Here is a 23,801-nt window from a genome sequence, read left to right on the forward strand (position 1 = left end):
GGCGATGACCTCCCTCGCCCTGCCCGACGCCGTGCGGAGCCCCTGCGCGCCGCTGCGGCTCGGGCTGATCGCGCTGCTGGTGATCGCGGCGGCCCTGTCGCTCGGGACCGGGGCGGCGGGGGTCTCGCTGCCGCAGGTTCTGGGACAGTGGCTGACGGGCGACGAAATCTCGACCCGCGACCGGGTGGTGCTCCTTGATATCCGGCTGCCGCGGCTGGTCATGGGATTGATGGTCGGCGCGGCGCTCGCGGTGGCGGGCGCGGTGATGCAGGGGCTGTTTCGCAACCCGCTCGCCGATCCCGGCATCATCGGTGTCGGCGCAGGCGCGGGCTTCGGGGCCGTTGCGATGATCGTGCTGAGCGGCTTCCTCCCCGCCGCCATCGCCGCTTTTTTCGGCACATGGCTGGTGCCGGTCGCAGCCTTCGGCGGGGCCTGGAGTGCCACACTGCTGCTCTACCGGGTTGCGAGCCGGGGCGGTCAGGTCTCGATCGCGACGCTGCTTCTGGCCGGGATCGCGCTGGCCGCGCTGGCGGGCGCGCTCACCGGCATCCTGACCTACCTCGCCGATGACACGCAGCTGCGCGATCTGACCTTCTGGGGCATGGGGTCGCTGGCTGGCGCGAGCCACATGAAGCTGCTGGTCGGCGGGCTGCTGATCGGGCCTGCGCTGATCCTGACCCCGCGGCTTGCGCGCGGGCTGAACGCGCTGGCACTGGGCGAGGCGACGGCGGCGCATATGGGCCACGATATCGAGCGGCTCAAGCATCGCGCGGTGATCGGCGTCGCGGCGCTGGCGGGGGCTGCGGTCGCGATGGCGGGCGGGATCGGCTTCGTGGGCATCGTGGTGCCGCATCTGCTGCGCATCGCGGGCGGGCCGGATCACAAGACGCTGCTGGTGGATGCGGCCCTCCTCGGCGCGGCGCTGCTGGTGCTGGCCGATCTGATCGCGCGGCTCGTGGTCGCGCCCGCGGAACTGCCCATCGGGATCGTCACCGCCATTCTGGGCGCGCCGGTCTTCCTGTGGATCCTGATCCGCCGTCAGGGATTGGGAGGGGTCTGAACATGCTCGAGATTTCGGACCTGCATGTCGCGCGGGGGCGTAGCGACGTGTTGCAGGGCCTCTCGCTGACCGCCCAACCGGGCGCGGTGACGGTGATCCTCGGCCCGAATGGCTCGGGCAAATCCACGCTGGTGCAAGCGGCCTCGGGGGCGCTGCCCTATCGCGGGCGGATCACGCTGCAAGGTCATGAGATCGCGAAGACGCCCGCCTGGCGGCTGGCCGCGCTGCGCGCCGTGCTGGAGCAATCGAACAGCGTCGCCTTTCCCTTCACCGTGGCCGAGGTCGTGGGGATGGGGCTGCATGCCGGGATCGAGGCCGATCACCCCGAAATCGTGGCCGCCGCTTTGGCCGAGGTCGGGTTGAGCGATCTGGCCCATCGCCCGATTCAGTCGCTTTCGGGCGGGCAGCAGGCCCGCGCGCATCTGGCGCGGGTGCGGGCGCAGGTCTGGCAGCCGGTCAGCCACGCAGGGCCGCGCTGGCTCCTGGTCGACGAGCCGGTGGCGAGCCTCGATATCGCGCATCAGCTCGAGGTGATGGCGATCCTGCGCCGCTTCGCCGATGCGGGCGGCGGCGTGGTCGCGGTGATGCATGACCTCAACCTCTCGGCGCAGCTCGCCGACGAGATGGTGCTGATGCGCGAAGGCCGGATCGAGGCGCATGGGTCGCCCGAGGCGGTGATGCGCGGGCCGGTCCTCAGTCGCACCTATGGATGCGAGTTGCAGGTCGGCGCGGCGGCCTCGGACGGTCTTTGGGTTCTGCCGCAATTCGCGCGACCGGCCTGAGCCCGCGCACTGTCCTTTCACAGGTTTCGCACAGAACTCTGAGTGTTCGCATCGCCAAAAGCGCGCTATGCTCGCGGCAGTGCCGCACTTCTCGCGGCGCCGGATCAGGCAGGACCGTCACATGACCCAATCCTTGAACCGCCTCGTCGAGCGGCAAATCCAGAAGGCCCTCGCGGAGGGGCAGTTGAGCGGGCTTTCCGGCGAGGGCAAACCGCTCCCGGATCGCTCGGGCGAGGCGTTCACCGATATGGCGACAGCCGTGGCGTCGCGCATCATGGCCGAAGCCGGCGCGCTGCCCGAGGAGTTCAAGCTCAAGAAGCTGCTGGAGGCCGCCAAAGAGAGCTACCGGGAGGCGGAGGGAGAGGATGCCAAACGCGTCGCGATGGCGCTGATCGCCGATCTGGAGCAGCGCTACAACATCGCAGTGGAAGCGCGGCGGCGCTTCATGGCCCCTTAGACTGTCGTAGACGTTCGAGCGTCGATGCGCTTGACCCAGAACAAGGAAATCCGCGCGGAAAGCGGCGACGGTGACGCGTTTCCTGACGTCATGCTCCAAGGCCAACCCAATGTCTGTCGCTCGCGAACACCCGGCCCCGGCATCCACGGCGCGCACCCTGCTCGCCTTTCTCGCGCTGACCTTCGCGATCACCTGGGGCGTGATCGGTAGCTACATCTTCTGGCCTGAAGCCATGGCCGCGCGGTTCGGCCAGATCAGCGGTTCCCACCCGCTCTTCTTTCTGGCCACCTGGGCCCCGGCCATCGCGGGTTTCACGGTGGTCGTGGCCTCCGCCGGACTAGGCGGCTTGCGCGGGTTCCTGTCGCGGCTTCTGATCTGGCGCTGTCCCGCGCCGTGGTGGGGCTTCATCCTGCTCGTGATCCCGCTCGTCTTCATGGCGGGCTCGCTGATCAAGGGCGGGCCCCTGCTCGCACCGATCCCGCCCGAGGGCGTGGGCACGATGGTCAGCGTGATGTTCATGATGCTGCTTCTCGGCCCGATCGAGGAGTTAGGCTGGCGCGGCGTCGCGCAACCGCTGTTGCAGCGCCATGTCGTCCCGTTCTGGGCGGGCGTGCTAATCGGCGCGATCTGGGGCGTCTGGCACCTGCCCGCCTTCTACCTCGCGGGGGTGGTCTTCGCGCAATGGAGCTTCCTGCCCTTTTTCATCGGCAACATCACCCTTGCGGTTCTGGTCACGCCGATCTTCAACGCGGCGCGGGGCAGCCTTCTGTTGCCGATGCTGTTCCACTGGCAGCTCATCAACCCGTTCTGGCCAGACGCGCAGCCTTGGGACACATGGATTCTGGTGGGCGTCGCCGCGATCGTCGTCTGGTGGAAGCGCGACATGATGTTCACGCGCGAAGGCGCCGTGACCGAAGTGATCCCCGGAGAGGCGCGGCCCTGAGGCACGGGTAGGCGCAGTCACCTGGGAAAGCGAATGTCGGTGACATCGGCAATGTAGAAAGGGAAATAGGCCTCACTCTCGAAGTCATTCCCCGCCTCAACATGTGTCGGCAGGCGGAAGCCCTCGACGTGGCGAAACTCCGAAAGATGGCCGCCGAAGGGCTGAAGCCGGTGGCGCTTTTGCGGGTTCGCATTGCTCCAACGCTGGAAGCGGACCTGCTCGGGACGGCCATCCTCGGCGACGGTGAGATCGACGGACTGCTCCAGCCCATTATGGCGCATCGTCATCCGGGCGATGTTCGTCGAGACCGGCTCCCACGTCACATTCGGGCCCGGCAGCACCGCGGCAGGCGTCCAGAAAACCGCTTCGGCCACGTAGCGTCCGAAGGCGGAGCGTTTGTGATCCGGGCTGCCGCCGAACCGAGCCACGGGGGCAAGCCCCGCGATCCAGAACCGGGTCCATTTCGCGCTGTCGGAGCCGCTGAGACGCATCCCGCCAGTCCCGCCCGACATCGCCCAGACGAAGCCATGCGGCGCGGCGAGCACCTGCGTGGCGCGCATCGGCATGTAGCCGGGGGCGGATTTGCCCCCCATGCCGAACTGCCCCTGCATCTTCAGCCGGGCGACGGTGTAGAGCGGCGTTCCTTCCGCAATGGCGAAGGTGAAAAATCGGCGCGCGGGCTCGGGGAGATCGGCGACCATATCGGCGGAGAAGCGCGGCGGATCGGTGGGCTGAAATGCACTCAGGCGCGCCATCTCGGCACGGTCTGCCCGCAGGTCGAGACGCCGCCTTGCGAACAGACCGAAAAGCCCGATGGCGACAATGGCCAGAACCCAAAGAGCCATGCAGCGTCTCTCCCTTTCCATGTCCGATCCGCGAGGCGCCAATTGCGCGCCGTCCCGAACTTGAGGATAGCACAAAGACTTAGCGCGCTTCGATCCGTTCGGAGCCCCCGCCTCCCAAGAACTGACCGCCACCGCTCAGATCACATAGTCGCAGTCACGCGCCCGTGAAATTGCAGTTCCGCCCCCCTGCCCCTATCGTGCCGCGGCAAGCGGTGAGCAGGCGCGCAGGACTGGCCCCATGGGAAACCCCCGACTGGCCCTGTCGCATCGGCAGACCACGAAGACAGACTGGCCGCGACCGCCGCGCCGAGATGCGCGGACCGACAGGCAGCAAGACAGGAAGGCCCCTTCATGACCAAAACCGCCCTCATTACCGGAGCCACCGCAGGGTTCGGCGACGCCATCGCCCGCCGTTTCGCCCATGAGGGCTGGAAGGTCATCGTGACCGGGCGCCGTCAGGAACGGCTCGACGCGCTGGTCGAAGCGCTCGGCGGACCGGAGGTAGCGCATCCGCTGTGTTTCGACATCCGCGACGAGGCGGCGACGCGCGCAGCGCTCGACAGCCTGCCCGAAGGCTTCGCGCAGATCGACGCGCTGATCAACAATGCGGGCCTCGCGCGCGGCACCGCGCCTGCGCAGGACTGCGATCTGGATGACTGGCGCGCGATGATCGACACCAATATCACCGGGCTCGCGGTGATGACGCGGCTCACGCTGGATCGTCTGATCGCGCGCCGGGGGCTGATCGTGAACCTCGCCTCGATCGCGGCGAACTGGCCCTATCCGGGCGGCAATGTCTATGGCGGCACGAAAGCCTTCGTGCAGCAGTTCTCGCTCGGGCTGCGCTCGGACCTGTCGGGCACCGGCGTGCGCGTGACCTCGATCGAGCCGGGCCTGTCGGAGAGCGAATTCACCCTCGTGCGCACCGGTGGCGACAAGGCGGCCTATGACAAGCTCTATGCCGGGGCCGATCCGCTGCAGCCCGAGGATATCGCCGAGAGCATCTACTGGGTTGCCGCGCTTCCGCCGCATGTGAACATCAACTCGATCGAGATCATGCCGGTGAGCCAGAGCTGGGCGCCGTTCCAGATCCACCGCGACTGAAGTTACGCGGGGCCGATCACAGATAGACCGAGAGGCCCCGCCACCCTGCCAGCACCGCCGAGATCGCCATCACCCCGATCGCGATCTTGCGGTATTGCGCATGATCGAGCCGCGCGAAGGCCGCCGTGCCCGCCCAGGTGCCCAGCGCCATCGGCGGCACGGAAATCGCGGTCAGCCAGAGCACCTCCCCGTCAATCGCACCTGCGAGCCACAGCCCCGGCACCGCGATCACGGAAGCCACGAAGAAGAACAGCAGCAATGAGGCCCGCGTTTGCGCAGGCGGCGTGCCTGCGCCGAGGTAATAGACCACAGCCGGCGGCCCCGGCATCGCGGCCAAACCTGAGAACGCCCCCGAGGCCACACCCGCCAGCAGCGCCAGCCCCGAATGCGGCTGCGGGGCGGTGGGCTTGTAGCGCAGCAGCATCGCGAGCCCTCCCAGCACCAGCACCGCAATCGCCATCCGCGCGGCATCGGGGCTGAGCGCACTGAGCGCCCAGATCCCCAGCGGCGTCCCGATCAGCGAGCCCGCACAGAGCCGCAGCAGCGAGGGCCGATGCACCGCGCCGCGCAGTTTGACCAGATCGTGCAGCCCCACGACCACCTGCAACAGCACCGCCATCGCGACCGCCTCCAGAGGCGGGATGAACAGCGACAGGATCGGCACGGCGGCAATCGCGAAACCGAAGCCCGCCATGCCGCGCAGCACCGCCGCATAGGCCACGGCGAGGATCACATAGAGGGTCGTGGCGTCGAACATCATCGGCTCCGTCAGGGTCGTTCCCTCGCCCTAGCTCGCCGCCTGCGCGCCCGATTGGTCCAGAGCGGCATTTTCGTTGGGGCCAGAGGTGCCCTCTTGCGCCAGCCGCGCCGCGATCTCGCCCAAGAGACGCATCCCCGGCACGATGGCTTCGGTCTCGATCAGCGACAGGCCAAGCCGGATGAAGCGCCCCGCCTGTTCAGGGGCCACGAAAGGATCGCCGTTTTCCAGCAGGATACCTTCCGCCCCCGCCGCTGCGATCAGCTCGCGCCCGTCGACACCCGCGGGCAATTCCAGCCAAACCGAAGAGCCGCCATGGCACGGATCGGGCGCGCGGAAACCGGGCAGCAGATCGGGCAGATGCTCCATCACGCGATACCAGCGGTCGGCATGGGCCGCGCGCAGCTTGCGCAGCAGCGACAGGTAATGCCCCTCGGCCAGAAAGATCGCGGCCGTGCGCTGGTTGTTAAGCGGGACCGAGCGATGCACCAGCCGTCGCAGCCAGCGCGCCTCTTTCACCAGCGGCTCGGGGGCCACCAGAAAGCCCAGGCGCACCCCTGGCGCGAGCGTCTTGGACAGCGTGCCGAGATAGATCACCCGCCCGTCCCGGTCGCGCGATTTCAGCGCCGGTTCGCGGGCGAAGGCGACCTCGCCCTCGTAGTCGTCCTCGATGATCAGGAAATCGTCCTGCGAAGCCCGCGCTAGGATCTCGTCGCGGCGCGGCCCGGGCATCATCACCATCGAGGGGCAATGCGCGCCCGGCGTCAGCAGCGCCAGATCGAGCCCCTGCCCCGACGCGATCCGCGCGCCTTTCTCGTCGATCGGCAGCGGCACGGACTGCGCGCCGGACATCTCGAAGATGAAACGCGAATCCGGGTAGCCCGGCATCTCGCAGCCGACCCGCTTGCCCGCGCCCGCCAGAAGCTGGGCGAGCAGGTAGAACCCCTCCTGCGCGCCGAGCGTGATCAGGATCTCCTCGGGCCGCGCATAGATGCCGCGCTCGGGCAGGATGCGGGTGCGGATTTGCTCGATCAGCATCGGATCATCGTCGACCGCGCGATCCGCCGCCCACCAGTCGAGCGAGGCCCGCCCCAATGTATCGCGCGAGGAATTGCGCCACGCGTTGAGCGGGAACAGCCGCGGATCGACCTGCCCGAAGATGAACGGATAGGGGTAATCCTGCCAGTTCAGCGGCTTGCGGATATGGTTGAGCTGCGACGGGGTCACCCCGATGCGCGCTTGCCAATCGACCACGGAGGCGCCTGCGACGCTCTGGCCCTTTCCCTGCCCGCGGGTGGCGACGAACAGCCCGCGGCGCGGCTGCGCCTCGAGATAGCCGCGCGCGACCAGCTCGTCATAGACGGCGGTGGCGGTGTTGCGCGCGATGCCCAGCTTCTCGGCCAGCGCGCGCGAGGACAGCACCTTCTGCCCCGGAGCCATCTTGCCCGCGTGAATCGCCGCGATCAGCGCCTGACGCAGCTGGCTTTGCAGCGGCTCGGGGCTGTTACGGTCGATGGAGACGGGCAAGCGGTCCATGATCTGGCTCCTTTGAATTGCCCTCGCATCTGCGCTCTGGCCCCATCGAAGAGCAAGCTCGAGCGGGCCAGATGCCGCCCGATCTTCGGCAATCGCCCAATTTCCGGTCATTTGCCCAGCTCAGGGCTTAAAACCTCTGCCCGAAATACATCGATGCCGAAATCTGGCCCCATCGGAATTGGCGCCCTGGCCCTCACATGCTGCGCTGCCGCAATGCTTGACTGGCGCCGAACCCAAAGGAAAGGGAAACCCCGATGGACGGTCAGTTCAACGATATCAGCGCCACGGTCGAAGCCGACCGCGCCCATGTCTGGCACCACCTGTTCCAGCACGCCGCACTGGACCACCGCGATCCGCGCATTCTTGTCGAGGGCAAGGGCATGACGGTCTGGGACCAGAATGGTCGCGACTATCTCGATGCGGTCTCGGGCGGCGTGTGGACGGTCAATGTCGGCTATGGCCGCGAGAGCATCGCCAATGCCGTGCGCGATCAGCTTCTGAAGATGAACTATTTCGCGGGCTCGGCGGGCACGATCCCGGCGGCGCAATTCGCCGCCCGTCTGGTCGAGAAGACGCCCGGCCTGAGCCGTGTCTTCTTCGCGAACTCGGGCTCCGAGGCGAATGAGAAGGCCTTCAAGATGGTGCGCCAGATCGCGCATAAGCACCATGGCGGCAAGAAGTGGAAGATCCTCTACCGCGAGCGCGACTATCACGGCACCTCGCTGGGCGCGATGGCGGCCTGCGGTCAGGAACAGCGCCGCGACCAGTATGGCCCCTTCCCGGACGGGTTCGTCGCCGTGCCGCATTGCCTCGAATATCGCGCGCAATGGGATGACGAAGATTACGGCCTGCGCGCCGCGAACGCGATCGAAGAGGTCATCCTGCGCGAAGGCCCCGACACCGTGGGCGCGATCTGCCTCGAGCCGATCACCGCAGGCGGCGGCGTCATCACCCCGCCCGCGGGCTATTGGGAGCGGGTTCAGGAAATCTGCACCAAATACGACATCCTGATCCATATGGACGAGGTCGTCTGCGGCATGGGCCGCACCGGCGAGTGGTTCGGCTACCAGCATTACGGCATCAAGCCCGATTTCGTGACCACCGCGAAGGGGCTGGCCTCGGGCTATGCCGCGATTTCGTGCCTGATCACGACAGAGGAAGTCTTCGAGAAATTCCGCTCCGATCCCGACGATCCGATGAGCTATTTCCGCGATATCTCCACCTTCGGCGGCTGCACGGCAGGCCCGGCGGCGGCGCTGGAGAACATGCGCATCATCGAGGACGAGAACCTGCTCGCGAACACCAACGCGATGGGCGACCTGCTGATGGACCGCCTGATGGAGCTGAAGGAAAAGCACGCCGTCGTGGGCGATGTGCGCGGCAAGGGCCTGTTCTGCGGGCTGGAACTGGTCGCGGATCGCGCCACGAAAGAGCCGCTCGACGAGAAGCTCGTCGAAGGTGTGGTCGGTGCCTGCGACGCGGAAGGCGTCATCATCGGCAAGACCTCGCGCTCGTTCAAAGGCTTCAACAACACGCTGTGCCTGAGCCCCGCGCTGATTGTCGGCCCCTCCGAGATCACCCGGATCACCGAGACGATCGATCGCGCGCTGGCCAAGCTCAGCGCCTGACACGGATCAACACCGGCCCGGGCGGGCGACCGCCCCGGCCCCTCCCCGAAAGAGGCCGCAAACGGCCCGCAATCCAACAGACGAGGATAGACATGTTCAAGAAAACCGCTCGTTACGCGACGCTCGCGCTGATCGGCCTGCTGCCGATGGCCACGGCCGCCTCGGCCGAAACGCTGATCATCGGCAATTTCGGGACGCCGATCCCGATGATGACCAAGGTGAACACCGAGGAATACGCGAAGGCGATGGGCTACGATGTCGAGTGGCGCAAATTCGCCTCGGGCACCGATGTGATCGCGGCGATGGCCTCGGGCGACGTGAAGCTCGCAGCGCTCGGCTCCTCGCCCTTCGCCATCGCCGCCAGCCAGGGCGTTCCGATCAAGCTGTTCATGATCGGCGACGTGATCGGTCAGGCCGAGAGCCTGATCGCGCATGACGGCTCGGGGATTTCGTCGCTGGCCGACCTCAAGGGCAAGCGCGTGGCCGTGCCGGTCGGTTCGACCGCGCATTTCTCGCTGACCGGTGCGCTCAAGCATGAGGGCATCTCGGAAAGCGACCTGACCATCCTGTCGATGTCGCCCGACCAGATCGCCGCCGCGTGGGAGCAGAACGCTATCGACGCCGCCTGGATCTGGGATCCGGTTCAGTCGCAGCTGCTGAAATCGGGCACCCGCATCATGGGCGCGGATGAGACCGCGAAATGGGGCTACCCGACCTTTGACGGCTGGGTCGTCAACAGCCAGTGGGCCGAGGAACACCCCGAAGCCGTCGCGGGCTTCGTGAAGGTCACCGCCGCCGCCGACGCCGCCTATATCGACAACAAGGACGCCTGGACCGCCGACAGCGACGAGGTGAAAGAGATCGCCACGAATACCGGTGCGGACGCAGCACAGGTTCCTGGTATCCTCGGTGGCTACACCTTCCTCAAGCCCGCCGATCAGGTCGGCGCAGACTGGCTGGGTGGTGCGATGGCCCCCGCGATCAAATCGACCGCCGAATTCCTGAAGGAAGCGGGCCGGATCGACTCGGTGGCAGATGACTACTCGCAGTTCATCACGCTCAAGCCGCTGCAAGACGCGATGGGCGAGTAACGACACGCCCCAGCGCCCGGCCAGAGATCTGGCCGGGCGTTTCCCATTCCCCAGCTCCGCCCCGGAAAGGAAGCCCAGATGCTTGAAATCCGCCGCGCCTCCGTACTCTACCCCGCCCGTGACAAATCCGAGCCGGTCGAAGCCCTTCGCAATGTCGAGCTGACCATCGAGCCGGGCGAATTCGTGGTCGCCCTTGGCGCCTCGGGTTGCGGGAAATCGACGCTCCTGAACCTGATCGCGGGCTTCCTCGCGCCCAGTTCGGGCCAGATCAAACTCGACGGCGCCCCCGTCACCGGCCCCGGTCAGGACCGCGCCGTGGTGTTCCAGAAACACGCGCTGATGCCGTGGATGAACGTGCTCGACAACCTCGCCTTCGGGCTGAAGCTGCAGGGCGTCGCCAAGGAGAAACGCTACAAGGTCGCCCGCGAATTCCTGACCGTGCTGGGCCTTGAGGGGTTCGAGGACAGCCCCGTCTACATGCTCTCGGGCGGGATGCAGCAACGCGTGGGCATCGGCCGGGCGCTGACCGCCGATCCGCGCATCCTGCTGATGGACGAACCGCTCGGCGCGCTCGATGCGCTGACCCGGGAACGCGCGCAGGAACTGATCCTGAAAATCTGGGAAGCGCAGGGCAAATCGGTCTTCCTGATCACTCACTCGGTCGAGGAAGCGCTCTTCATGGGCTCCAAGCTGATCGTGATGTCGCCCCGTCCGGGCCGGATCACGCATCGCTTCGACCTGCCCTTCTCGCGCCGTTTCCTCGCAGGCGAGAGCGCCCGCGACGTGAAGGCATCCCCCGAATTCATCGCGATGCGCGAGACCATTCTCAGCATCATCTTCGCAGACGAGGAGAAGGCCGCATGACCATGGATATCCAAGATGACAGCCGCCCCGCCCCGATGATCAAACGCATCTTCCGCCAAGCCCCCACCAAACCCGGCCAGACCTATGGCGTGCCGGGCGAAGGCAACACGATCAAGATCTCGGTCGTGGCCGTTCTTGTGGTGCTGGGCCTGTGGCAGATCGTGACCGCCTCCGGGCTGATCGCACCGCTGTTCCTGCCCTCGCCCGTGGCGGTCGTGCAGAAGCTCTTCGGGCTGATTTCGACCGGCTTCACCGGCGTGCCCCTGTGGGAGCATATCCTCGTCTCCGCAGGCCGTGTCTTCGCCGCCTTCGCGCTGGCCTGCATCATCGGCATTCCGCTGGGTCTGGCGATGGGGATGAGCCCGGTGATGCGCGGGCTGTTCGATCCCTTCCTCGAGTTCTACCGCCCGATCCCGCCGCTGGCCTATCTGCCGCTTATGATCATCTGGTTCGGCATCGGCGAGACCTCGAAAGTGCTGCTGATCTTCCTGTCGGTGCTGGCGCCGGTGGCGCTCGGTGCGCGCGCAGGCGTCCGCTCGGTCGCGATCGAGCAGATCCATGCCGCCTATTCGCTGGGCGCGAGCCGCGCGCAGGTGCTGCGCGAAGTGGTGCTGCCCTCGGCGCTGCCGGAAATCCTGACCGCCATGCGCATCGGGGTGGGCTTCGGCTGGACGACGCTGGTCGCCGCCGAGATGGTCGCGGCGACGATGGGGCTTGGCTACATGGTCCTCTCGGCCAGCCAGTTCCTGCAGACCTCGACCGTGCTGGTGGGCATCTTCCTGATCGGCGGCATCGCATGGTGCTTCGATCTGGCGATGCGCTGGGTGGAGAAGAAGGTCGTGCCGTGGAAGGGCCGGATGTAAGCCCGCAACGCGAAAGGCCGGGCATGATCCGCCCGGCCTTTGTCCAAGGCGGCGGCGCTGCGCTGAGAGGCGCGCGCCGCCGTTTTCATTTACGCACTCGGGAAGATCACTTCGGCACCAACTGATAGAGCGCGCCGTCGCCCGCATCCTCGATGATCCAGACCTCGCCCTTGGGGCCCACGGCCACGTCGCGCACCCGCATCTGCAAATCCCAGCGCGCGATCTGATCCGAGCCGTCGCCCGCGATCAGCGCAAGCCCGTTGCCCGCAAGCCCGCCGATCAGCATATCGCCCTGCCAGTCGGGGAAGTCGCGCCCCTCATAGACCGCGAGCCCCGCGGGCGCGATCACCGGCGTCCACCACAGTTTCGGCGCCGCGAAGTCGGGCCGCGTGTCGTGATCGGGGATCGACAGGCCGGAATAGTGCCGCCCGTTCGAGACCGCGTTCCAGCCGTAATTCTTGCCCTTCTCGATCAGGTTCAGCTCGTCGCCACCGCGCGGCCCCATCTCATGCTCCCAGAGCTTTCCGTCGGGCGTGAAGGCGAGGCCGTATTGGTTGCGGTGCCCCTCGGTCCAGGTCTCGGCGCGCACCCCGCCTGCCCCCTCATGGGGGTTGCCGGGCGCGGGCTGCCCGTCGCGGGTCAGGCGCAGGATCTTGCCGCGCGGGTTGTTGGGATCCTGCGCGGTGTCGGGCTGCATCCGGTCGCCGACCGTGAGGTAGAGCATCCCGTCGGGCCCGAACGCCACGATCCCGCCGGGCTGGCCACGCCCGCCGGGCGTCTGCTGCCAGATCGTCTTCAGCTGCGTCAGCTGGCTGCCATCCAGCACGCCGCGCGCCAGATGCAGCGCGTTATCCGGCGCGACATAGGTGATATAGACCTCGCGCGTGCCCGAGAAATCGGGCGGGACAGCGACATCAAGCAGCCCGTTCTGGCCGCTATATTGCACCTTCGGCAGACCGCTGATCGCCTGCGCTCCGCCGCCCGTGACATGCCACATCTTGCCCGCCTTGCCGGTCACCAGAACCGAACTGTCGGGCAAGGCCGCGATGGCCCAAGGGTTTTCCAGCTGCGCTATCGGCTTGAGCACGAAAGGCAGATCGCGGCTCGCGGGTTTCTCGCCCACGTTCTGCGCGGCGGCAGGCGTGGCGAGCGGCGCGAGGCCGAGGCTCGAGAGGACGGGGATCGTCAGGGCGAGCGCCAGTACGGCGCGCAGGCTCGGGAACGGGTTCATGAAGCACCTCCTCCCCTAGAGATGGGGCGGGGGCGCGCGAGTGGAAGGGGTCTAAGGGGCGCTGCCCCTCTGCCTGCGGCATTCACCCCGGGATATTTCAAAAGAGCGAAGACATGTAAAAAGGCGTCTTCGCTCTTGCGCAAATATCCCGGGGGACGCGCGTTAGCGCGGGGGGCAGAGCCCCCAATTCCTTAAGATAAGATTTGTCGCCCTCAGACGAAGGAAGTAGAGCCCCTGCCGTCACTTGAAGTTGCGGCTGTCTTTCAGCTGATCCCAGGCCCAGACGACCTCTTGCAGCATCTCTTCCTGAGAGCGGTCGCCGCCGTTCATATCCGGGTGCAGCACCTTGATCAGCGCCTTGTAGCACTTGCGGACCTCGGCCTTGGTCATCGAGTCCTTCGCCTCGAGAATATCGAGCGCGCGACGTTCGGTCGGCGGCAGCTTGCGACCCATCGTCCGGCCGGGGTTCTTCGTGGCGTTGTCGCCGAGGATCTCATGCGGGTCCGAGATGCCGTGACGCGCCCAGCCGGCCTCTTCCTTGGCCTTGCTGAAGGGCTTGGTCGGGCGCTCCCAGACCGTCGCATTGTCGAGGAAGGCCTGGAATTCCTCCTCGGACTGACCCTGGAAATAGTTCCAGTTCAGATTGTACTCGCGGACGTGGTCCTTGCAGAACCAATAGTAGTCATCGAGAATTTTCGGGCTTTTCGGCGCACGGTACTTGCCCGGCTCGTTGCAGCCTTCCTTGTCGCAGATCCGGGTCGAGGTCTCGAACGCCCCCGACATGCCGCGCCTGCCACGCGAGCGGCGCTTCTTGTCCGCCGCGGCCGAAATGTTGAAGCCGAAAGGATCGCTGTTGCTCATGCTTGCCTCTTGCCTGCTGCCCGAATGCCACTTCGGGGCGGCGTTTGAGGCCTGCCTCCGAGTCGGGTCACGCAGTCTACTGGAAATGACAGATGTTGAAAGGGGGTCGGGCGGAAATGGGGCCGCTATTTGCGCGGATCAAGGGTCGGCGCGGGCCGCCCCTACGGCAACGCAACCGGCACGCCGAGATGGGGCGCGCGGCATGTCTAGCAGCTGGAAGCTCAGGACGGGCGGCACCCGCTTTCGGAACGCCGCCGTAGCAACGCCCCTGCCCCGCGTCAGTCTTCGTCTTTGGATGCCCCGTCGCGGTTGGCGCGCAGTTTCGGCGCGCGCCCCTCGGGCGCATCGGCGAGAAGCGCGCGGCGCTTGGCCTCGGGCGCGTCCTCGTCATTGGCCGCATCCTCGGGATCGGGATGCGCGCCGACCGCGCGCGCCGGATCGGCGCTGGTGGGACGGCGGAAGACGAGCAGGTTGTGATAGACCGTGGATTTGCCGGTCAGGCCGGTGCGCTCTTCCGCGGGCAGGGTCTCTGCACGCAGGTATTCCCAGCCGCGCGTGGCCATCTCGTTCATCACGCCCGAAAGCGCATGGGCGAAGCGGTCCGCGCCGGATTTCAGGCCGCGCTCCTTGTCGCCGCGCGCGGGCGCCGGGATGACCTTGTATTCGTAATGCTGCATGATGCACCTCAAGCTTTGCGGCCTTTCTAGCGGATGGCGGGTCCGGGTCAACTCAAACCAAGCCACGCTGGCGGGAACGGGCCGATTGCAGCCTCGCGCATCACGCGTCATCGCCCCCTTGCACGCCTGCGCGCGATGGTTCACAAATCGACCCAACCACGAAAGGACGTCCGCGATGCTCGACCAGACCGCCAAGCCCACCGAAGAAATCGACCTGCGCGAGGTGTTCGGCCTCGATTCCGACATGAAGGTCAAAGGGTTTGCAGAGCGCACCGACCGCGTGCCGGAGATCGACTCCACCTACAAGTTCGACCCCGACACCACGATGGCGATCCTCGCGGGCTTTGCCTATAACCGCCGTGTGATGATCCAGGGCTATCACGGCACCGGCAAATCGACCCATATCGAGCAAGTCGCCGCCCGCCTGAACTGGCCCTGTGTGCGCGTCAATCTCGACAGCCACGTGAGCCGGATCGACCTGATCGGCAAGGATGCGATCAAGCTCGTGGATGGCAAGCAGGTCACCGTGTTCCACGAGGGCATCCTGCCCTGGGCGCTGCGCAACCCCACCGCGATCGTCTTCGACGAATACGATGCGGGCCGCGCCGACGTGATGTTCGTGATCCAGCGCGTGCTGGAAGCCGACGGCAAGCTGACGCTGCTCGACCAGAACGAAGTCATCACGCCGAACCCCTATTTCCGCCTGTTCGCCACCTCGAACACGGTGGGTCTGGGCGACACGACCGGCCTCTACCACGGCACCCAGCAGATCAACCAAGGCCAGATGGACCGCTGGTCGCTGGTCTCGACGCTGAACTATCTCAGCCATGACGCCGAGGTCGCGATCGTTCTGTCGAAGAACCCGCAATACAACACCGAGGCCGGCCGCAAGGTGATCAGCCAGATGGTGACCGTGGCCGATCTCAGCCGGACCGCCTTCATGAATGGCGATCTTTCGACGGTGATGTCGCCGCGCACGGTGATCGCCTGGGCGCAAAACGCGCGCATCTTCGGCAATATCGGCTATGCGTTCCGCTTGAGCTTCCTCAACAAATGCGACGAGCTGGAGCGCCAGACCGTGGCCGAGTTCTACCAGCGCCTCTTCGACGAGGAACTGCCGGAATCGGCGGCGGCTATCGCCTCGTGATCCCGCGCCTCGCGATCCGGGGCGCGCTCTTCGCGGCGCTGCTGCCCTTCGCGGCGGCAGCTCAGGAGGCGCCCAAGGATGGCGAGATTTTCGCCGCCATTACCGGGGATTGGAACGGCGACGGCACGCAGGATGCGGCGATGCTGGTACAGAACGGCGCGGATGCGGCCGATCTGGTGATCTATCTCGGCGATCCGACCTTCGGGCTGAAACGCGAGATGACGATCGAACGGGTGGTCTTTTCGGGCCAGATGGGCGGGCAGACGCCTGCGCTCGAGTCGCTTTCCGACAGCGCGTTCAAGCTGCATTCCGAACAGATCGGGATCGGGCGCACCCCGTGGGAAAGCGCCTATTCCATCGCGTGGCGCAATGGCGGCTTCGTCGTCTCGGGCTACAGCTACCGCTATTACGACCGGATCGATCCCGAGGATACCGGCACTTGCGACGTGAACCTGCTCAATGGCGATTACGTCATGACGCGGCGCGGGCAGACCGCGAAGGGCTCGCAGGATCGTCGCGCCTTCCCGCTGAGTACGTTGCACGCGGACTGGATGCCGATGATCTGCACGGGGCTTTTCCAGTAATCGCAGCCCCTGGAGGCGCGCATAAAAACGCCCGGCGCGGGGGCCGGGCAAACTCGTTACTCTACTACTACGTGTGGCAGATCCGTTTGGATCATGCGGCTTGACGATTTTCTGTCTCGCCCTTGGCCAGCTTCGCCGCCTGACCCCAGAACGCCATGTCGTCGAGCAGCGTTTTCGCCGGGCCGTCCAAATGATCGCCCAGCTCCGCGATCGGCGTGCCTTGCGCGGCCTTCACGAAATCCGCACCGCCGATGCTGACTGCGCCTGCGACGGGAACCATGCCGAAGTTGATCGCGACGAGCCGCAGATGCTCGACCGCGCGGGCAGCGCCCACGCCACCATAGCCCACGGTGCCCAGCGGCTTGCGACGCCAGCCCTCAAACGCATAGTCGAAGGCGTTCTTGATCGTGGCCGGGATCGAGTGGTTGTACTCCGCCGTCACCACGATGAACCCGTCGAATTCCTTGAGCTTCTCACCCCAGGCCTGCGCCTTCTCGCTGGTCACGGGCTTCGCTGCAGGCGGAGCCACCTCGTCAAAGAAGGGCAGCGCGGCTTCGCGCAGATCCAGAACCTCGTAGCGCATGTCGTCGCGCGCATCGATCTTGGTCTCGAACCATTCGAGTGCGCGGTCAGCGAAGCGCCCTTCGCGCGTCGTGCCGACGATCAGGCCGATGTTCAAAGTCTCGCTCATGTCGAACTCCTTTCGGGTATGTCGTCCGGTGTGTCGCACGGGGCCCTCGATTGGGGAAGTCGGGCCACAGGGGGAGGCGTGCGTCTCGTGTTCAACTCTACGTAAGCCCTGTTTGAGCCCATCCAACCCGTCCGCTATGTGCACAGGTGAACGGATGCCGCGCGCCAGCAGCGGGAACTTTCCCAGCCCCCGCCCCGCGCAAACCAAGCCGATCTGCCGCGCGCGTCTCGCGCGATCGGCTCTTGCGGGCGGACGCGCGCGATGCTTTATCTGAGGCTATGAGCAAGCCTTCCGACAACCCCGCGGATCCCTTCAAAAAGGCGCTGGCCGAGGCCACCAAGACCATGGCCGACGCGCCAGATATGACGGTGAGCTATTCGGTCGACCCTTCGGGTATGACCGCCGACACGATGCGCCTGCCGCAGGTCTCGCGCCGGATGACGCGTGACGAGGTTCTGCTGGCGCGCGGCACGGCCGATGCGATGGCCATGCGCCGGCGCCACCACGATGCCGCGATCGACAGCCGCTATGCGCCCTCGGGCGATCTGGCGAGCGCGATCTACGAGGCGATGGAGACCGCGCGCTGCGAAGCGTTGGGCGCGCGCGACATGCCCGGCACGCTGTCGAATATCGACGCCAAGATCGCCCATGAGGCCGAGCGCAAGGGCTATGCCCAGATCCGCGCCCCCGAAGAGGCGCCGCTCTCGGTCGCCGCGGGGTATTTCGTGCGCGAACTGGCGACGGGCCGGAAACTGCCGCCCGGCGCGGATAACGTGCTCGACCTGTGGCGCCCCTTCATCGAGCAATCGGCGGGCGACGATCTGGAGAACGTCAAACACGTCCTCGCCGATCAGGCCGCTTTTGCGCGCCTCACCCGCAAGGTGATCGCCGATCTCGGCTATGCCGATCAGTTGGGCGACGATCCCGACGAGGATATGGGCGACGAGGCCGAGGACGAGCAGGAAGAGAACGCCGACGAGGAACAGGGCGAAAATCAGGCCCGCGACGAGCAGGAGGACGACGAGGCCGAGGCCACGCCGGAATCCAGCCAGGAAGCGCAGGACGACCAGACCCAGACCTCGGTCAGTTCCGACGATCTCGCCGATCAGGAAATGAGCGACGAGATGGACATGCCGCAGGCCGATGCGCCGCTGGAGCCACCGCCGCCCCCGCCGCATTCGCAGGCCGATCCGAATTACGCCGTCTACACGACCGAATTCGACGAGGAGATCGCCGCCGAGGACTTGGCCGAACCGGCCGAGCTGGAGCGTCTGCGCCTCTATCTCGACCAGCAGCTCGATCCGCTGAAAGGCGCGGTCTCACGGCTCGCCAACAAGCTGCAACGCCGCCTGCAGGCGCAGCAGAACCGGTCTTGGGAATTCGACCGCGAGGAAGGGATGCTCGATGCGGGCCGCCTCGCCCGTGTCGTCGCGAACCCGACGACGCCGCTCAGCTTCAAGGTCGAGAAGGATACCGAGTTCCGCGACACCGTGGTGACGCTGCTTCTCGACAATTCCGGCTCGATGCGCGGCCGCCCGATTTCGATCGCGGCAATCTGTGCCGACGTGCTCGCCCGCACGCTGGAGCGCTGCGACGTGAAGGTCGAGATCCTTGGCTTCACCACCCGCGCCTGGAAAGGCGGGCAGAGCCGTGAGAAATGGCTCGCCGATGGCCGCCCGCAAAGCCCCGGTCGCCTCAACGACCTGCGCCACATCATCTACAAGCGGGCCGACGCGCCGATGCGCCGGACGCGGGCCAATCTGGGCCTGATGATGAAGGAAGGCCTGCTCAAGGAGAACATCGACGGCGAGGCGCTGGAATGGGCGCATCGCCGGATGCTCGCCCGCTCGGAGCAGCGCAAGATCCTGATGGTGATCTCGGACGGCGCGCCGGTGGACGACTCGACGCTGTCGGTGAACCCCGCGATCTATCTGGAAAAACACCTGCGCGACGTGATCGCGATGGTGGAGCGCCGCCGCGCGGTGGAACTGATCGCGATCGGCATCGGCCATGACGTGACGCGCTATTACCAGCACGCGGTGACGATCACCGATGTGGAGCAACTGGCGGGCGCTATGACCGAACAGCTCGCCTCCCTCTTCGACAGCGATCCGCGGGCCCGCGCCCGCTTCCTCGGGATCAAGAAGGCTATCTGATGTTTCAGGATTTCTCGGTGCAATCGCGCCCCGAACTGGGCCCGCCCCGGCTGGCGGCGCTGCGCGAAGCCATGTCCGCAGCGGGGCTCGACGGCTTCATCATTCCCCGCGCCGATGCGCATCAGGGAGAGTACGTCGCGCCCTGCGATGCGCGGCTGGGGTGGCTGACGGGCTTCACCGGATCGGCAGGCTTCTGCATCGCCCTGCCCGAGATCGCGGGCGTCTTCGTCGATGGCCGCTACCGGGTGCAGGTGCGCGCCGAGGTCTCGCTCGACCATTTCACGCCGGTGAACTGGCCGGAGGTGAAGCCCGCCGACTGGCTGAAAGACCATGCCCATGCAGGTGCCAAGATCGGCTTCGATCCGTGGCTGCACACGAAATCCGAAATCGCGAAAATCCGCGAAGGGCTGGAAGGCACCGGCATCGCGCTGATCGAGAGTGAGAACCTCGTGGACCGCGTCTGGGACGACCGCCCTGCCCCGCCCGCCGAACCGGCCCGTATTCATCCGCCGGAATTCGCAGGCGAAACCGCCGCGGAAAAACGCGCCCGTCTCGCCGAGGGCTTGCGCGACGACGATATCGCCGCCGCCGTGCTCACCCTGCCGGATTCGATCTGCTGGCTGCTAAACATTCGCGGCTCCGACATCCCCCGCAACCCGGTGGTGCAGTCCTTCGCGGTGCTCTTCGACGATGGCGCGGTGAAGCTTTTTGCGGATGACGCGAAATTCGACGCCGACCTGCGCGCCCATCTGGGCGAAGGGGTCTCGATCCTGCCGCCCGACAGCCTGACCGCCGCGCTGGAGGCGATCGAAGGCCCGGTGCTTGTCGACCCCGACAGCGCGCCGCTGGCCGTCTCGCTACTGCTGGCCGATCACGACACCAAGATCCATGAGGCCCGCGATCCCTGCATCCTGCCGAAAGCGCGCAAGAACGCCGCCGAAGTCGCGGGCATGGAGGCAGCCCATCTGCGCGACGCCACGGCGATGGTCGAGTTCCTCAGCTGGCTCGACACGGAATCCCCGAAAGGTAAGCTGACCGAGATCGAAGTCGTCACTGCGCTCGAGGGCTTCCGCCGCGACACCAACGCGTTGATCGACATCTCCTTCGAGACGATCTGCGGCGCGGGTGGCAATGGTGCGATCGTCCATTATCGCGTGAACGAGGACACCAACCGGCCCGTGAAACCGGGTGAGTTGCTGCTGGTGGATTCCGGCGGCCAATATGTCGACGGCACCACCGACATCACCCGCACCGTCGCCGTCGGCGACGTGCCACAAGACGCCAAACGCCCCTTCACCCGCGTGCTGCAAGGCATGATCGCGCTGTCGCGCACGCGCTTTCCGCGCAGCGTGGCGGGGGCCCATCTCGATGCGCTCGCCCGTGCGCCGCTTTGGGCCGAGGGCTGGGATTACGATCACGGCACCGGCCATGGCGTCGGCGCTGCGCTCTGCGTGCATGAAGGCCCCGCGCGGATTTCCCGCGTCTCGACCCTGCCGCTCGAACCCGGGATGATCCTGTCGAACGAGCCGGGCTATTACCGCGAGGGCGCATTCGGCATCCGGATCGAGAACCTGATCCTCACCGAAGAGGCCGAGGCCAAGGGCGACAATCGCGACCAGCTCTCCTTCTCGACGCTGACCTGGGTGCCGATCGACCGCCGCCTGATCGATGTCGAGCTGCTTGGTCCCGAAGAGCGCGACTGGCTCGACGCCTATCACGCCGAGGTGCTGGAGCGGATCGCGCCGAAGGTCGGCGAGCGCGCCAAGGCTTGGCTGCAAACCGCCTGCGCGCCGCTCTGAGGCGGCGCGCGTAGTAAGCCGTCGGATGCCTCCGGCGGGGATATTTTTACCAAGCCGAAAGCAGGGCGCCCTCTTTCGTATTGGCCCAAATATCCCCCGCGGAGCGTCCCGCAGAGGCCGCAAGCGCCGTCGCCTACAAGTCCAGCACGGCCTTTGCCGCCCGCGCGATGACGATTTCCTCGTTGGTCGGGATCACGAGCACCCGCACCGCGCCCTTCCCGATTTCGCGCGCATTCTCGGCATTGGCCTCGGCGTCAACTTCGACCCCAAGGAATCCCAGACCGTCGCAGGCCTGCGCGCGCACGCGCGCTGAGTTCTCTCCGATCCCGCCGGTGAAGACGATCCCGTCCAAGCCGCCCATCGCCGCCGCCATCGCGCCGATCTGACGCTTGATGCGGAAGCAGAAATAGTCGATCGCCTCTTTCGCCTTGGGATCGCTTGATCCTTCCAGCGTGCGCATATCGTTGGAGATGCCGGACATGCCCAGAAGCCCGGATTCCTTGTAGAGCAGCGTCGAGATCTCGGACGCGCTCATCCCCTCCTGATCCATCATGTAGAGCAGGATGCCAGGATCCAGCTCGCCTGGGCGGGTGCCCATCGGCAGCCCTTCGAGGGCGGAGAACCCCATCGTCGAGGTCACGGACTGGCCGTTCTCGATCGCGCACATCGACGCGCCCGAGCCTAAATGCGCGACGATCATCCGGCCCTTATGCAAGTCGGGCTCGGTGCGGGTCAGCTCGCCATTGATGAAATCATAGCTCAGCCCATGAAAGCCGTAGCGGCGCACGCCCTTCTCGTAATAGCGGCGCGGCAGGGCGAAGGTGTCGCTGACGAAGGGATGGCCGCGATGAAAGGCCGTGTCGTAGCAGGCGACCTGCGGCGTGCCGGGGAAGGTATCGACCGCCGCGCGGACACCGGCGAGGTTATGCGGCTGGTGCAGCGGCGCGAAGGGAGCGAGCTTGGCCAGCTCCTTCATCAGCGGTTCGGACAGGGGCTCGGGGGCGGCATGGTCGATCCCGCCATGCACGATCCGGTGGCCGACCGCGATCACTTCCAGCCCCGGAAAGGCCGCCTGAAAGGCCGCGAGCGCGGTGTGGAGCGCCGCCGCATTGGTCGCGAAATCGTCCGGGGCGGAGGCGGGCAGCGGTAGCGGCGCGCCATCGGGGCCGCTGAGTTTCATCGCTGCCTCGCGCCGCCCGATCCGGTCGACATGTCCAAGTGCGAGCGTGTCGAGGTCTTCCGAGAACAGCCCCAGTTTCAGCGAGGAGGAGCCGGAGTTCAGCGTCAGGATCGCGCGGGTGCTCATGCGCGATCCCCGCAGGTCCGGTGGTAGTGGATCGAGGCCACGGCGGCGGAGGCCAGCCGCGCCATACCGCTATCGGAGCGCGAGTTCAGGATCACCGGCACTTTCGCGCCCAGCATCAGCCCCGCCCCTTCCGCATGGGAGATATAGGCGAGCTGCTTGGCCAGCATATTTGCGGAGTCGATCCCGGGTGCTACCAGCACCTCGGCCCGGCCCGCCACGGCCGAGCGGATGCCCTTGGTACGCGCGGCGGCCAGATCGACGGCATTGTCCATCGCGAGCGGCCCATCGACCTCGCCTCCGGTGATCTGCCCGCGCTCTGCCATCTTCGACAAGAGCGCCGCATCGAGGGACGACGGGATCGCGGGCGTCACGGTCTCGACCGCAGACAGCACGCCCACTTTCGGCACCTCGATCCCGATCGAGATCGCCACGTCGATCGCGTTTTGCACGATATGCACCTTGGTCTCGAGATCGGGCGCGATGTTGATCGCGGCATCGGTGACGATCAGAGGATGCACGACGCCGGGCACATCCATCACGAAGACATGGGTGAAGCGTTTGCCGACCCGCAGCCCCGTCGCCTTGTCGAGCATCGGCTTCAGCAGCGCATCGGTATGCAGGTGGCCCTTCATCACTGCGCCCGCGCGCCCCTCGTTGACCAGCTGCACCGCCATGCGCGCGGCATCGCGGGCGGTCTCGGCGGGCAGGATCTCGAACTTGGTCACGTCGCGGCCCAGCTCCTTCGCGACGGACATGATCTTTTCGGGATGGCCGATCAGCAGCGGCTCGATCAGGTGATGTTCGGCGGCGAGGAGCGCACCGTCGAGTGACACCGGCTCTTCGGGGCAGACGACGGCGGTGACCAGATCGGGCAGCGGCTCGGCCTTCTCCAGCAGTTTCTCGAAATGGCGATGGCGCTGCGAGATCAGTCCCGGCACTTCGAGCGCATCGAATTTCAAATGTTTCTGCGGGGCATGAACCTCGGCCTCGCCCTCGACGATCAGCGCGTCGTCACCCACACGGCGCACTTCCGTCTTCATCCGCAGAAGATCGCCAGGCAGCTTCTCGAGCACCTCGACGCGGGCGCAGAGCTCCTGCCCGGCGGCCGCGAGATCGTGGAAGCGCAGGCTTTGCGAGCGATAGAGCGTCCCCGGCCCCGGCAGCAGATTACCCAGCACGGCGGTGATCAGCGAGGCCACGAACATGCCCGGCGCATAGGCCTCCTTCTGGCCGTCGCCATCGCCGTCCTCGGCCTCCAGATGAACCGGGTTGTGATTGCCCGAAGCCGCCGCGAAGACGTAGAAATCATCGGCCGTGCACAGCCGCTTCAACTCGGCCGATTGACCGACCTCGATCTCGTCCCATTTCCGGCTCTCGAAAATCATTGCGCGCTCCTTCTTCATTGCCTGCGGCGCAAGT

22 protein-coding genes are annotated in these 23,801 nt (G+C 66.4%); 13 read left to right on the plus strand and 9 right to left on the minus strand.

Annotated elements, in window-relative coordinates; genetic code table 11:
• Nucleotides 1-4 precede the first annotated feature (4 nt).
• The 4 genes from BMI88_RS07765 (at nucleotide 5) to BMI88_RS07780 (ending at nucleotide 3,242) form a co-directional block, all read left to right on the plus strand.
• Complete coding sequence (locus BMI88_RS07765) at nucleotides 5-1,060, plus strand: iron ABC transporter permease (RefSeq protein ID WP_146673574.1); 1,056 nt, start codon at nucleotides 5-7, stop codon at nucleotides 1,058-1,060.
• A 2-nt stretch (nucleotides 1,061-1,062) separates the two neighbouring features.
• On the plus strand, nucleotides 1,063-1,842 hold the full coding sequence (locus BMI88_RS07770) for a heme ABC transporter ATP-binding protein (protein ID WP_078547570.1): 780 nt from the start codon (nucleotides 1,063-1,065) through the stop codon (nucleotides 1,840-1,842).
• Nucleotides 1,843-1,963: 121 nt separating this feature from the next.
• On the plus strand, nucleotides 1,964-2,299 hold the full coding sequence (locus BMI88_RS07775; RefSeq protein WP_078547572.1) for a DUF1992 domain-containing protein: 336 nt from the start codon (nucleotides 1,964-1,966) through the stop codon (nucleotides 2,297-2,299).
• A 109-nt stretch (nucleotides 2,300-2,408) separates the two neighbouring features.
• Entirely contained in the window at nucleotides 2,409-3,242 is an 834-nt protein-coding gene (locus tag BMI88_RS07780) for a CPBP family intramembrane glutamic endopeptidase (RefSeq protein WP_078547574.1), read from the plus strand.
• Nucleotides 3,243-3,259: 17 nt separating this feature from the next.
• On the opposite strand, the gene BMI88_RS07785 is transcribed toward BMI88_RS07780, so the two are convergent.
• Nucleotides 3,260-4,087, minus strand: a complete 828-nt coding sequence (locus BMI88_RS07785; protein WP_078547577.1) for a DUF6544 family protein — start codon at nucleotides 4,085-4,087, stop codon at nucleotides 3,260-3,262.
• A 351-nt stretch (nucleotides 4,088-4,438) separates the two neighbouring features.
• On the opposite strand from BMI88_RS07785, the gene BMI88_RS07790 reads away from it, so the two are divergent.
• Nucleotides 4,439-5,191, plus strand: coding sequence for an SDR family oxidoreductase (locus BMI88_RS07790; protein ID WP_078547580.1), 753 nt, complete (start codon nucleotides 4,439-4,441; stop codon nucleotides 5,189-5,191).
• Between the two features lie 16 nt (nucleotides 5,192-5,207).
• Here the strand turns inward: BMI88_RS07790 and BMI88_RS07795 are convergent, their stop codons facing one another.
• Nucleotides 5,208-5,948 carry a sulfite exporter TauE/SafE family protein gene (locus BMI88_RS07795; protein ID WP_078549702.1) on the minus strand — a complete coding sequence of 247 codons (741 nt, stop codon included), beginning with the start codon at nucleotides 5,946-5,948 and terminating at the stop codon, nucleotides 5,208-5,210.
• Nucleotides 5,949-5,978: 30 nt separating this feature from the next.
• On the minus strand, nucleotides 5,979-7,484 hold the full coding sequence (locus BMI88_RS07800; protein WP_078547582.1) for a PLP-dependent aminotransferase family protein: 1,506 nt from the start codon (nucleotides 7,482-7,484) through the stop codon (nucleotides 5,979-5,981).
• Nucleotides 7,485-7,738: 254 nt separating this feature from the next.
• Between BMI88_RS07800 and BMI88_RS07805 the strand changes: the two genes are divergently transcribed.
• From BMI88_RS07805 to BMI88_RS07820, 4 genes are all read left to right on the plus strand, one after another.
• A complete protein-coding gene (locus BMI88_RS07805; RefSeq protein ID WP_078547584.1) occupies nucleotides 7,739-9,112 on the plus strand; it encodes an aminotransferase class III-fold pyridoxal phosphate-dependent enzyme in 1,374 nt (457 codons plus the stop codon).
• 92 nt (nucleotides 9,113-9,204) lie between these two features.
• On the plus strand, nucleotides 9,205-10,203 hold the full coding sequence (gene tauA, locus BMI88_RS07810; RefSeq protein WP_078547587.1) for a taurine ABC transporter substrate-binding protein: 999 nt from the start codon (nucleotides 9,205-9,207) through the stop codon (nucleotides 10,201-10,203).
• 78 nt (nucleotides 10,204-10,281) lie between these two features.
• Nucleotides 10,282-11,067, plus strand: coding sequence for a taurine ABC transporter ATP-binding protein (locus tag BMI88_RS07815; protein ID WP_078547589.1), 786 nt, complete (start codon nucleotides 10,282-10,284; stop codon nucleotides 11,065-11,067).
• On the plus strand, nucleotides 11,064-11,930 hold the full coding sequence (locus BMI88_RS07820) for an ABC transporter permease subunit (RefSeq protein WP_232621617.1): 867 nt from the start codon (nucleotides 11,064-11,066) through the stop codon (nucleotides 11,928-11,930). Before BMI88_RS07815 ends, BMI88_RS07820 begins: the two co-directional genes overlap by 4 nt.
• A 106-nt stretch (nucleotides 11,931-12,036) precedes the next feature.
• Here the strand turns inward: BMI88_RS07820 and BMI88_RS07825 are convergent, their stop codons facing one another.
• The 3 genes from BMI88_RS07825 to BMI88_RS07835 form a co-directional block, all read right to left on the minus strand.
• A complete protein-coding gene (locus BMI88_RS07825; protein ID WP_078547592.1) occupies nucleotides 12,037-13,161 on the minus strand; it encodes a PQQ-dependent sugar dehydrogenase in 1,125 nt (374 codons plus the stop codon).
• Between the two features lie 240 nt (nucleotides 13,162-13,401).
• On the minus strand, nucleotides 13,402-14,022 hold the full coding sequence (locus BMI88_RS07830) for a DnaJ domain-containing protein (RefSeq protein WP_078522979.1): 621 nt from the start codon (nucleotides 14,020-14,022) through the stop codon (nucleotides 13,402-13,404).
• 278 nt (nucleotides 14,023-14,300) lie between these two features.
• Nucleotides 14,301-14,699 (minus strand): hypothetical protein, encoded by a 399-nt coding sequence (locus tag BMI88_RS07835; protein WP_078547594.1) that lies wholly within the window; start codon nucleotides 14,697-14,699, stop codon nucleotides 14,301-14,303.
• A 175-nt stretch (nucleotides 14,700-14,874) separates the two neighbouring features.
• Between BMI88_RS07835 and cobS the strand changes: the two genes are divergently transcribed.
• Nucleotides 14,875-15,846 (plus strand): cobaltochelatase subunit CobS, encoded by a 972-nt coding sequence (gene cobS, locus BMI88_RS07840; protein ID WP_078547596.1) that lies wholly within the window; start codon nucleotides 14,875-14,877, stop codon nucleotides 15,844-15,846.
• Entirely contained in the window at nucleotides 15,843-16,430 is a 588-nt protein-coding gene (locus BMI88_RS07845; protein ID WP_078547598.1) for a hypothetical protein, read from the plus strand. Before cobS ends, BMI88_RS07845 begins: the two co-directional genes overlap by 4 nt.
• A gap of 91 nt (nucleotides 16,431-16,521) precedes the next feature.
• On the opposite strand, the gene BMI88_RS07850 is transcribed toward BMI88_RS07845, so the two are convergent.
• Nucleotides 16,522-17,121, minus strand: coding sequence for an NAD(P)H-dependent oxidoreductase (locus tag BMI88_RS07850; protein ID WP_078522983.1), 600 nt, complete (start codon nucleotides 17,119-17,121; stop codon nucleotides 16,522-16,524).
• A gap of 278 nt (nucleotides 17,122-17,399) precedes the next feature.
• Here BMI88_RS07850 and cobT point away from each other — a divergent pair, with 278 nt between their 5' ends.
• Together cobT and BMI88_RS07860 are read left to right on the plus strand one after the other, a co-directional pair.
• Entirely contained in the window at nucleotides 17,400-19,277 is a 1,878-nt protein-coding gene (gene cobT, locus BMI88_RS07855) for a cobaltochelatase subunit CobT (RefSeq protein ID WP_078547600.1), read from the plus strand.
• The gene (locus tag BMI88_RS07860; RefSeq protein ID WP_078547602.1) at nucleotides 19,277-21,076 is read left to right on the plus strand and encodes an aminopeptidase P family protein; all 1,800 of its coding nucleotides are present in this window, start codon (nucleotides 19,277-19,279) and stop codon (nucleotides 21,074-21,076) included. Before cobT ends, BMI88_RS07860 begins: the two co-directional genes overlap by 1 nt.
• A 133-nt stretch (nucleotides 21,077-21,209) precedes the next feature.
• On the opposite strand, the gene BMI88_RS07865 is transcribed toward BMI88_RS07860, so the two are convergent.
• Nucleotides 21,210-22,382 carry an acetate/propionate family kinase gene (locus BMI88_RS07865; RefSeq protein WP_078547604.1) on the minus strand — a complete coding sequence of 391 codons (1,173 nt, stop codon included), beginning with the start codon at nucleotides 22,380-22,382 and terminating at the stop codon, nucleotides 21,210-21,212.
• On the minus strand, nucleotides 22,379-23,767 hold the full coding sequence (locus tag BMI88_RS07870; protein WP_078547606.1) for a bifunctional enoyl-CoA hydratase/phosphate acetyltransferase: 1,389 nt from the start codon (nucleotides 23,765-23,767) through the stop codon (nucleotides 22,379-22,381). Before BMI88_RS07870 ends, BMI88_RS07865 begins: the two co-directional genes overlap by 4 nt.
• Nucleotides 23,768-23,801 lie beyond the last annotated feature (34 nt).

Origin of the sequence: Thioclava sp. F36-6 (assembly GCF_002020305.1) — a bacterium.
GTDB lineage: Bacteria > Pseudomonadota > Alphaproteobacteria > Rhodobacterales > Rhodobacteraceae > Thioclava > Thioclava sediminum.

Bases quoted from the DNA above. Each gene is read 5' to 3' on its own strand.
- BMI88_RS07765 (WP_146673574.1), top strand. From the start codon at position 5: ATGACCTCCCTCGCCCTGCCCGACGCCGTGCGGAGCCCCTGCGCGCCG.
- BMI88_RS07770 (WP_078547570.1), top strand. From the start codon at position 1,063: ATGCTCGAGATTTCGGACCTGCATGTCGCGCGGGGGCGTAGCGACGTG.
- BMI88_RS07775 (WP_078547572.1), top strand. From the start codon at position 1,964: ATGACCCAATCCTTGAACCGCCTCGTCGAGCGGCAAATCCAGAAGGCC.
- BMI88_RS07780 (WP_078547574.1), top strand. From the start codon at position 2,409: ATGTCTGTCGCTCGCGAACACCCGGCCCCGGCATCCACGGCGCGCACC.
- BMI88_RS07785 (WP_078547577.1), bottom strand. From the start codon at position 4,087: ATGGCTCTTTGGGTTCTGGCCATTGTCGCCATCGGGCTTTTCGGTCTG.
- BMI88_RS07790 (WP_078547580.1), top strand. From the start codon at position 4,439: ATGACCAAAACCGCCCTCATTACCGGAGCCACCGCAGGGTTCGGCGAC.
- BMI88_RS07795 (WP_078549702.1), bottom strand. From the start codon at position 5,948: ATGTTCGACGCCACGACCCTCTATGTGATCCTCGCCGTGGCCTATGCG.
- BMI88_RS07800 (WP_078547582.1), bottom strand. From the start codon at position 7,484: ATGGACCGCTTGCCCGTCTCCATCGACCGTAACAGCCCCGAGCCGCTG.
- BMI88_RS07805 (WP_078547584.1), top strand. From the start codon at position 7,739: ATGGACGGTCAGTTCAACGATATCAGCGCCACGGTCGAAGCCGACCGC.
- tauA (WP_078547587.1), top strand. From the start codon at position 9,205: ATGTTCAAGAAAACCGCTCGTTACGCGACGCTCGCGCTGATCGGCCTG.
- BMI88_RS07815 (WP_078547589.1), top strand. From the start codon at position 10,282: ATGCTTGAAATCCGCCGCGCCTCCGTACTCTACCCCGCCCGTGACAAA.
- BMI88_RS07820 (WP_232621617.1), top strand. From the start codon at position 11,064: ATGACCATGGATATCCAAGATGACAGCCGCCCCGCCCCGATGATCAAA.
- BMI88_RS07825 (WP_078547592.1), bottom strand. From the start codon at position 13,161: ATGAACCCGTTCCCGAGCCTGCGCGCCGTACTGGCGCTCGCCCTGACG.
- BMI88_RS07830 (WP_078522979.1), bottom strand. From the start codon at position 14,022: ATGAGCAACAGCGATCCTTTCGGCTTCAACATTTCGGCCGCGGCGGAC.
- BMI88_RS07835 (WP_078547594.1), bottom strand. From the start codon at position 14,699: ATGCAGCATTACGAATACAAGGTCATCCCGGCGCCCGCGCGCGGCGAC.
- cobS (WP_078547596.1), top strand. From the start codon at position 14,875: ATGCTCGACCAGACCGCCAAGCCCACCGAAGAAATCGACCTGCGCGAG.
- BMI88_RS07850 (WP_078522983.1), bottom strand. From the start codon at position 17,121: ATGAGCGAGACTTTGAACATCGGCCTGATCGTCGGCACGACGCGCGAA.
- cobT (WP_078547600.1), top strand. From the start codon at position 17,400: ATGAGCAAGCCTTCCGACAACCCCGCGGATCCCTTCAAAAAGGCGCTG.
- BMI88_RS07860 (WP_078547602.1), top strand. From the start codon at position 19,277: ATGTTTCAGGATTTCTCGGTGCAATCGCGCCCCGAACTGGGCCCGCCC.
- BMI88_RS07865 (WP_078547604.1), bottom strand. From the start codon at position 22,382: ATGAGCACCCGCGCGATCCTGACGCTGAACTCCGGCTCCTCCTCGCTG.
- BMI88_RS07870 (WP_078547606.1), bottom strand. From the start codon at position 23,767: ATGATTTTCGAGAGCCGGAAATGGGACGAGATCGAGGTCGGTCAATCG.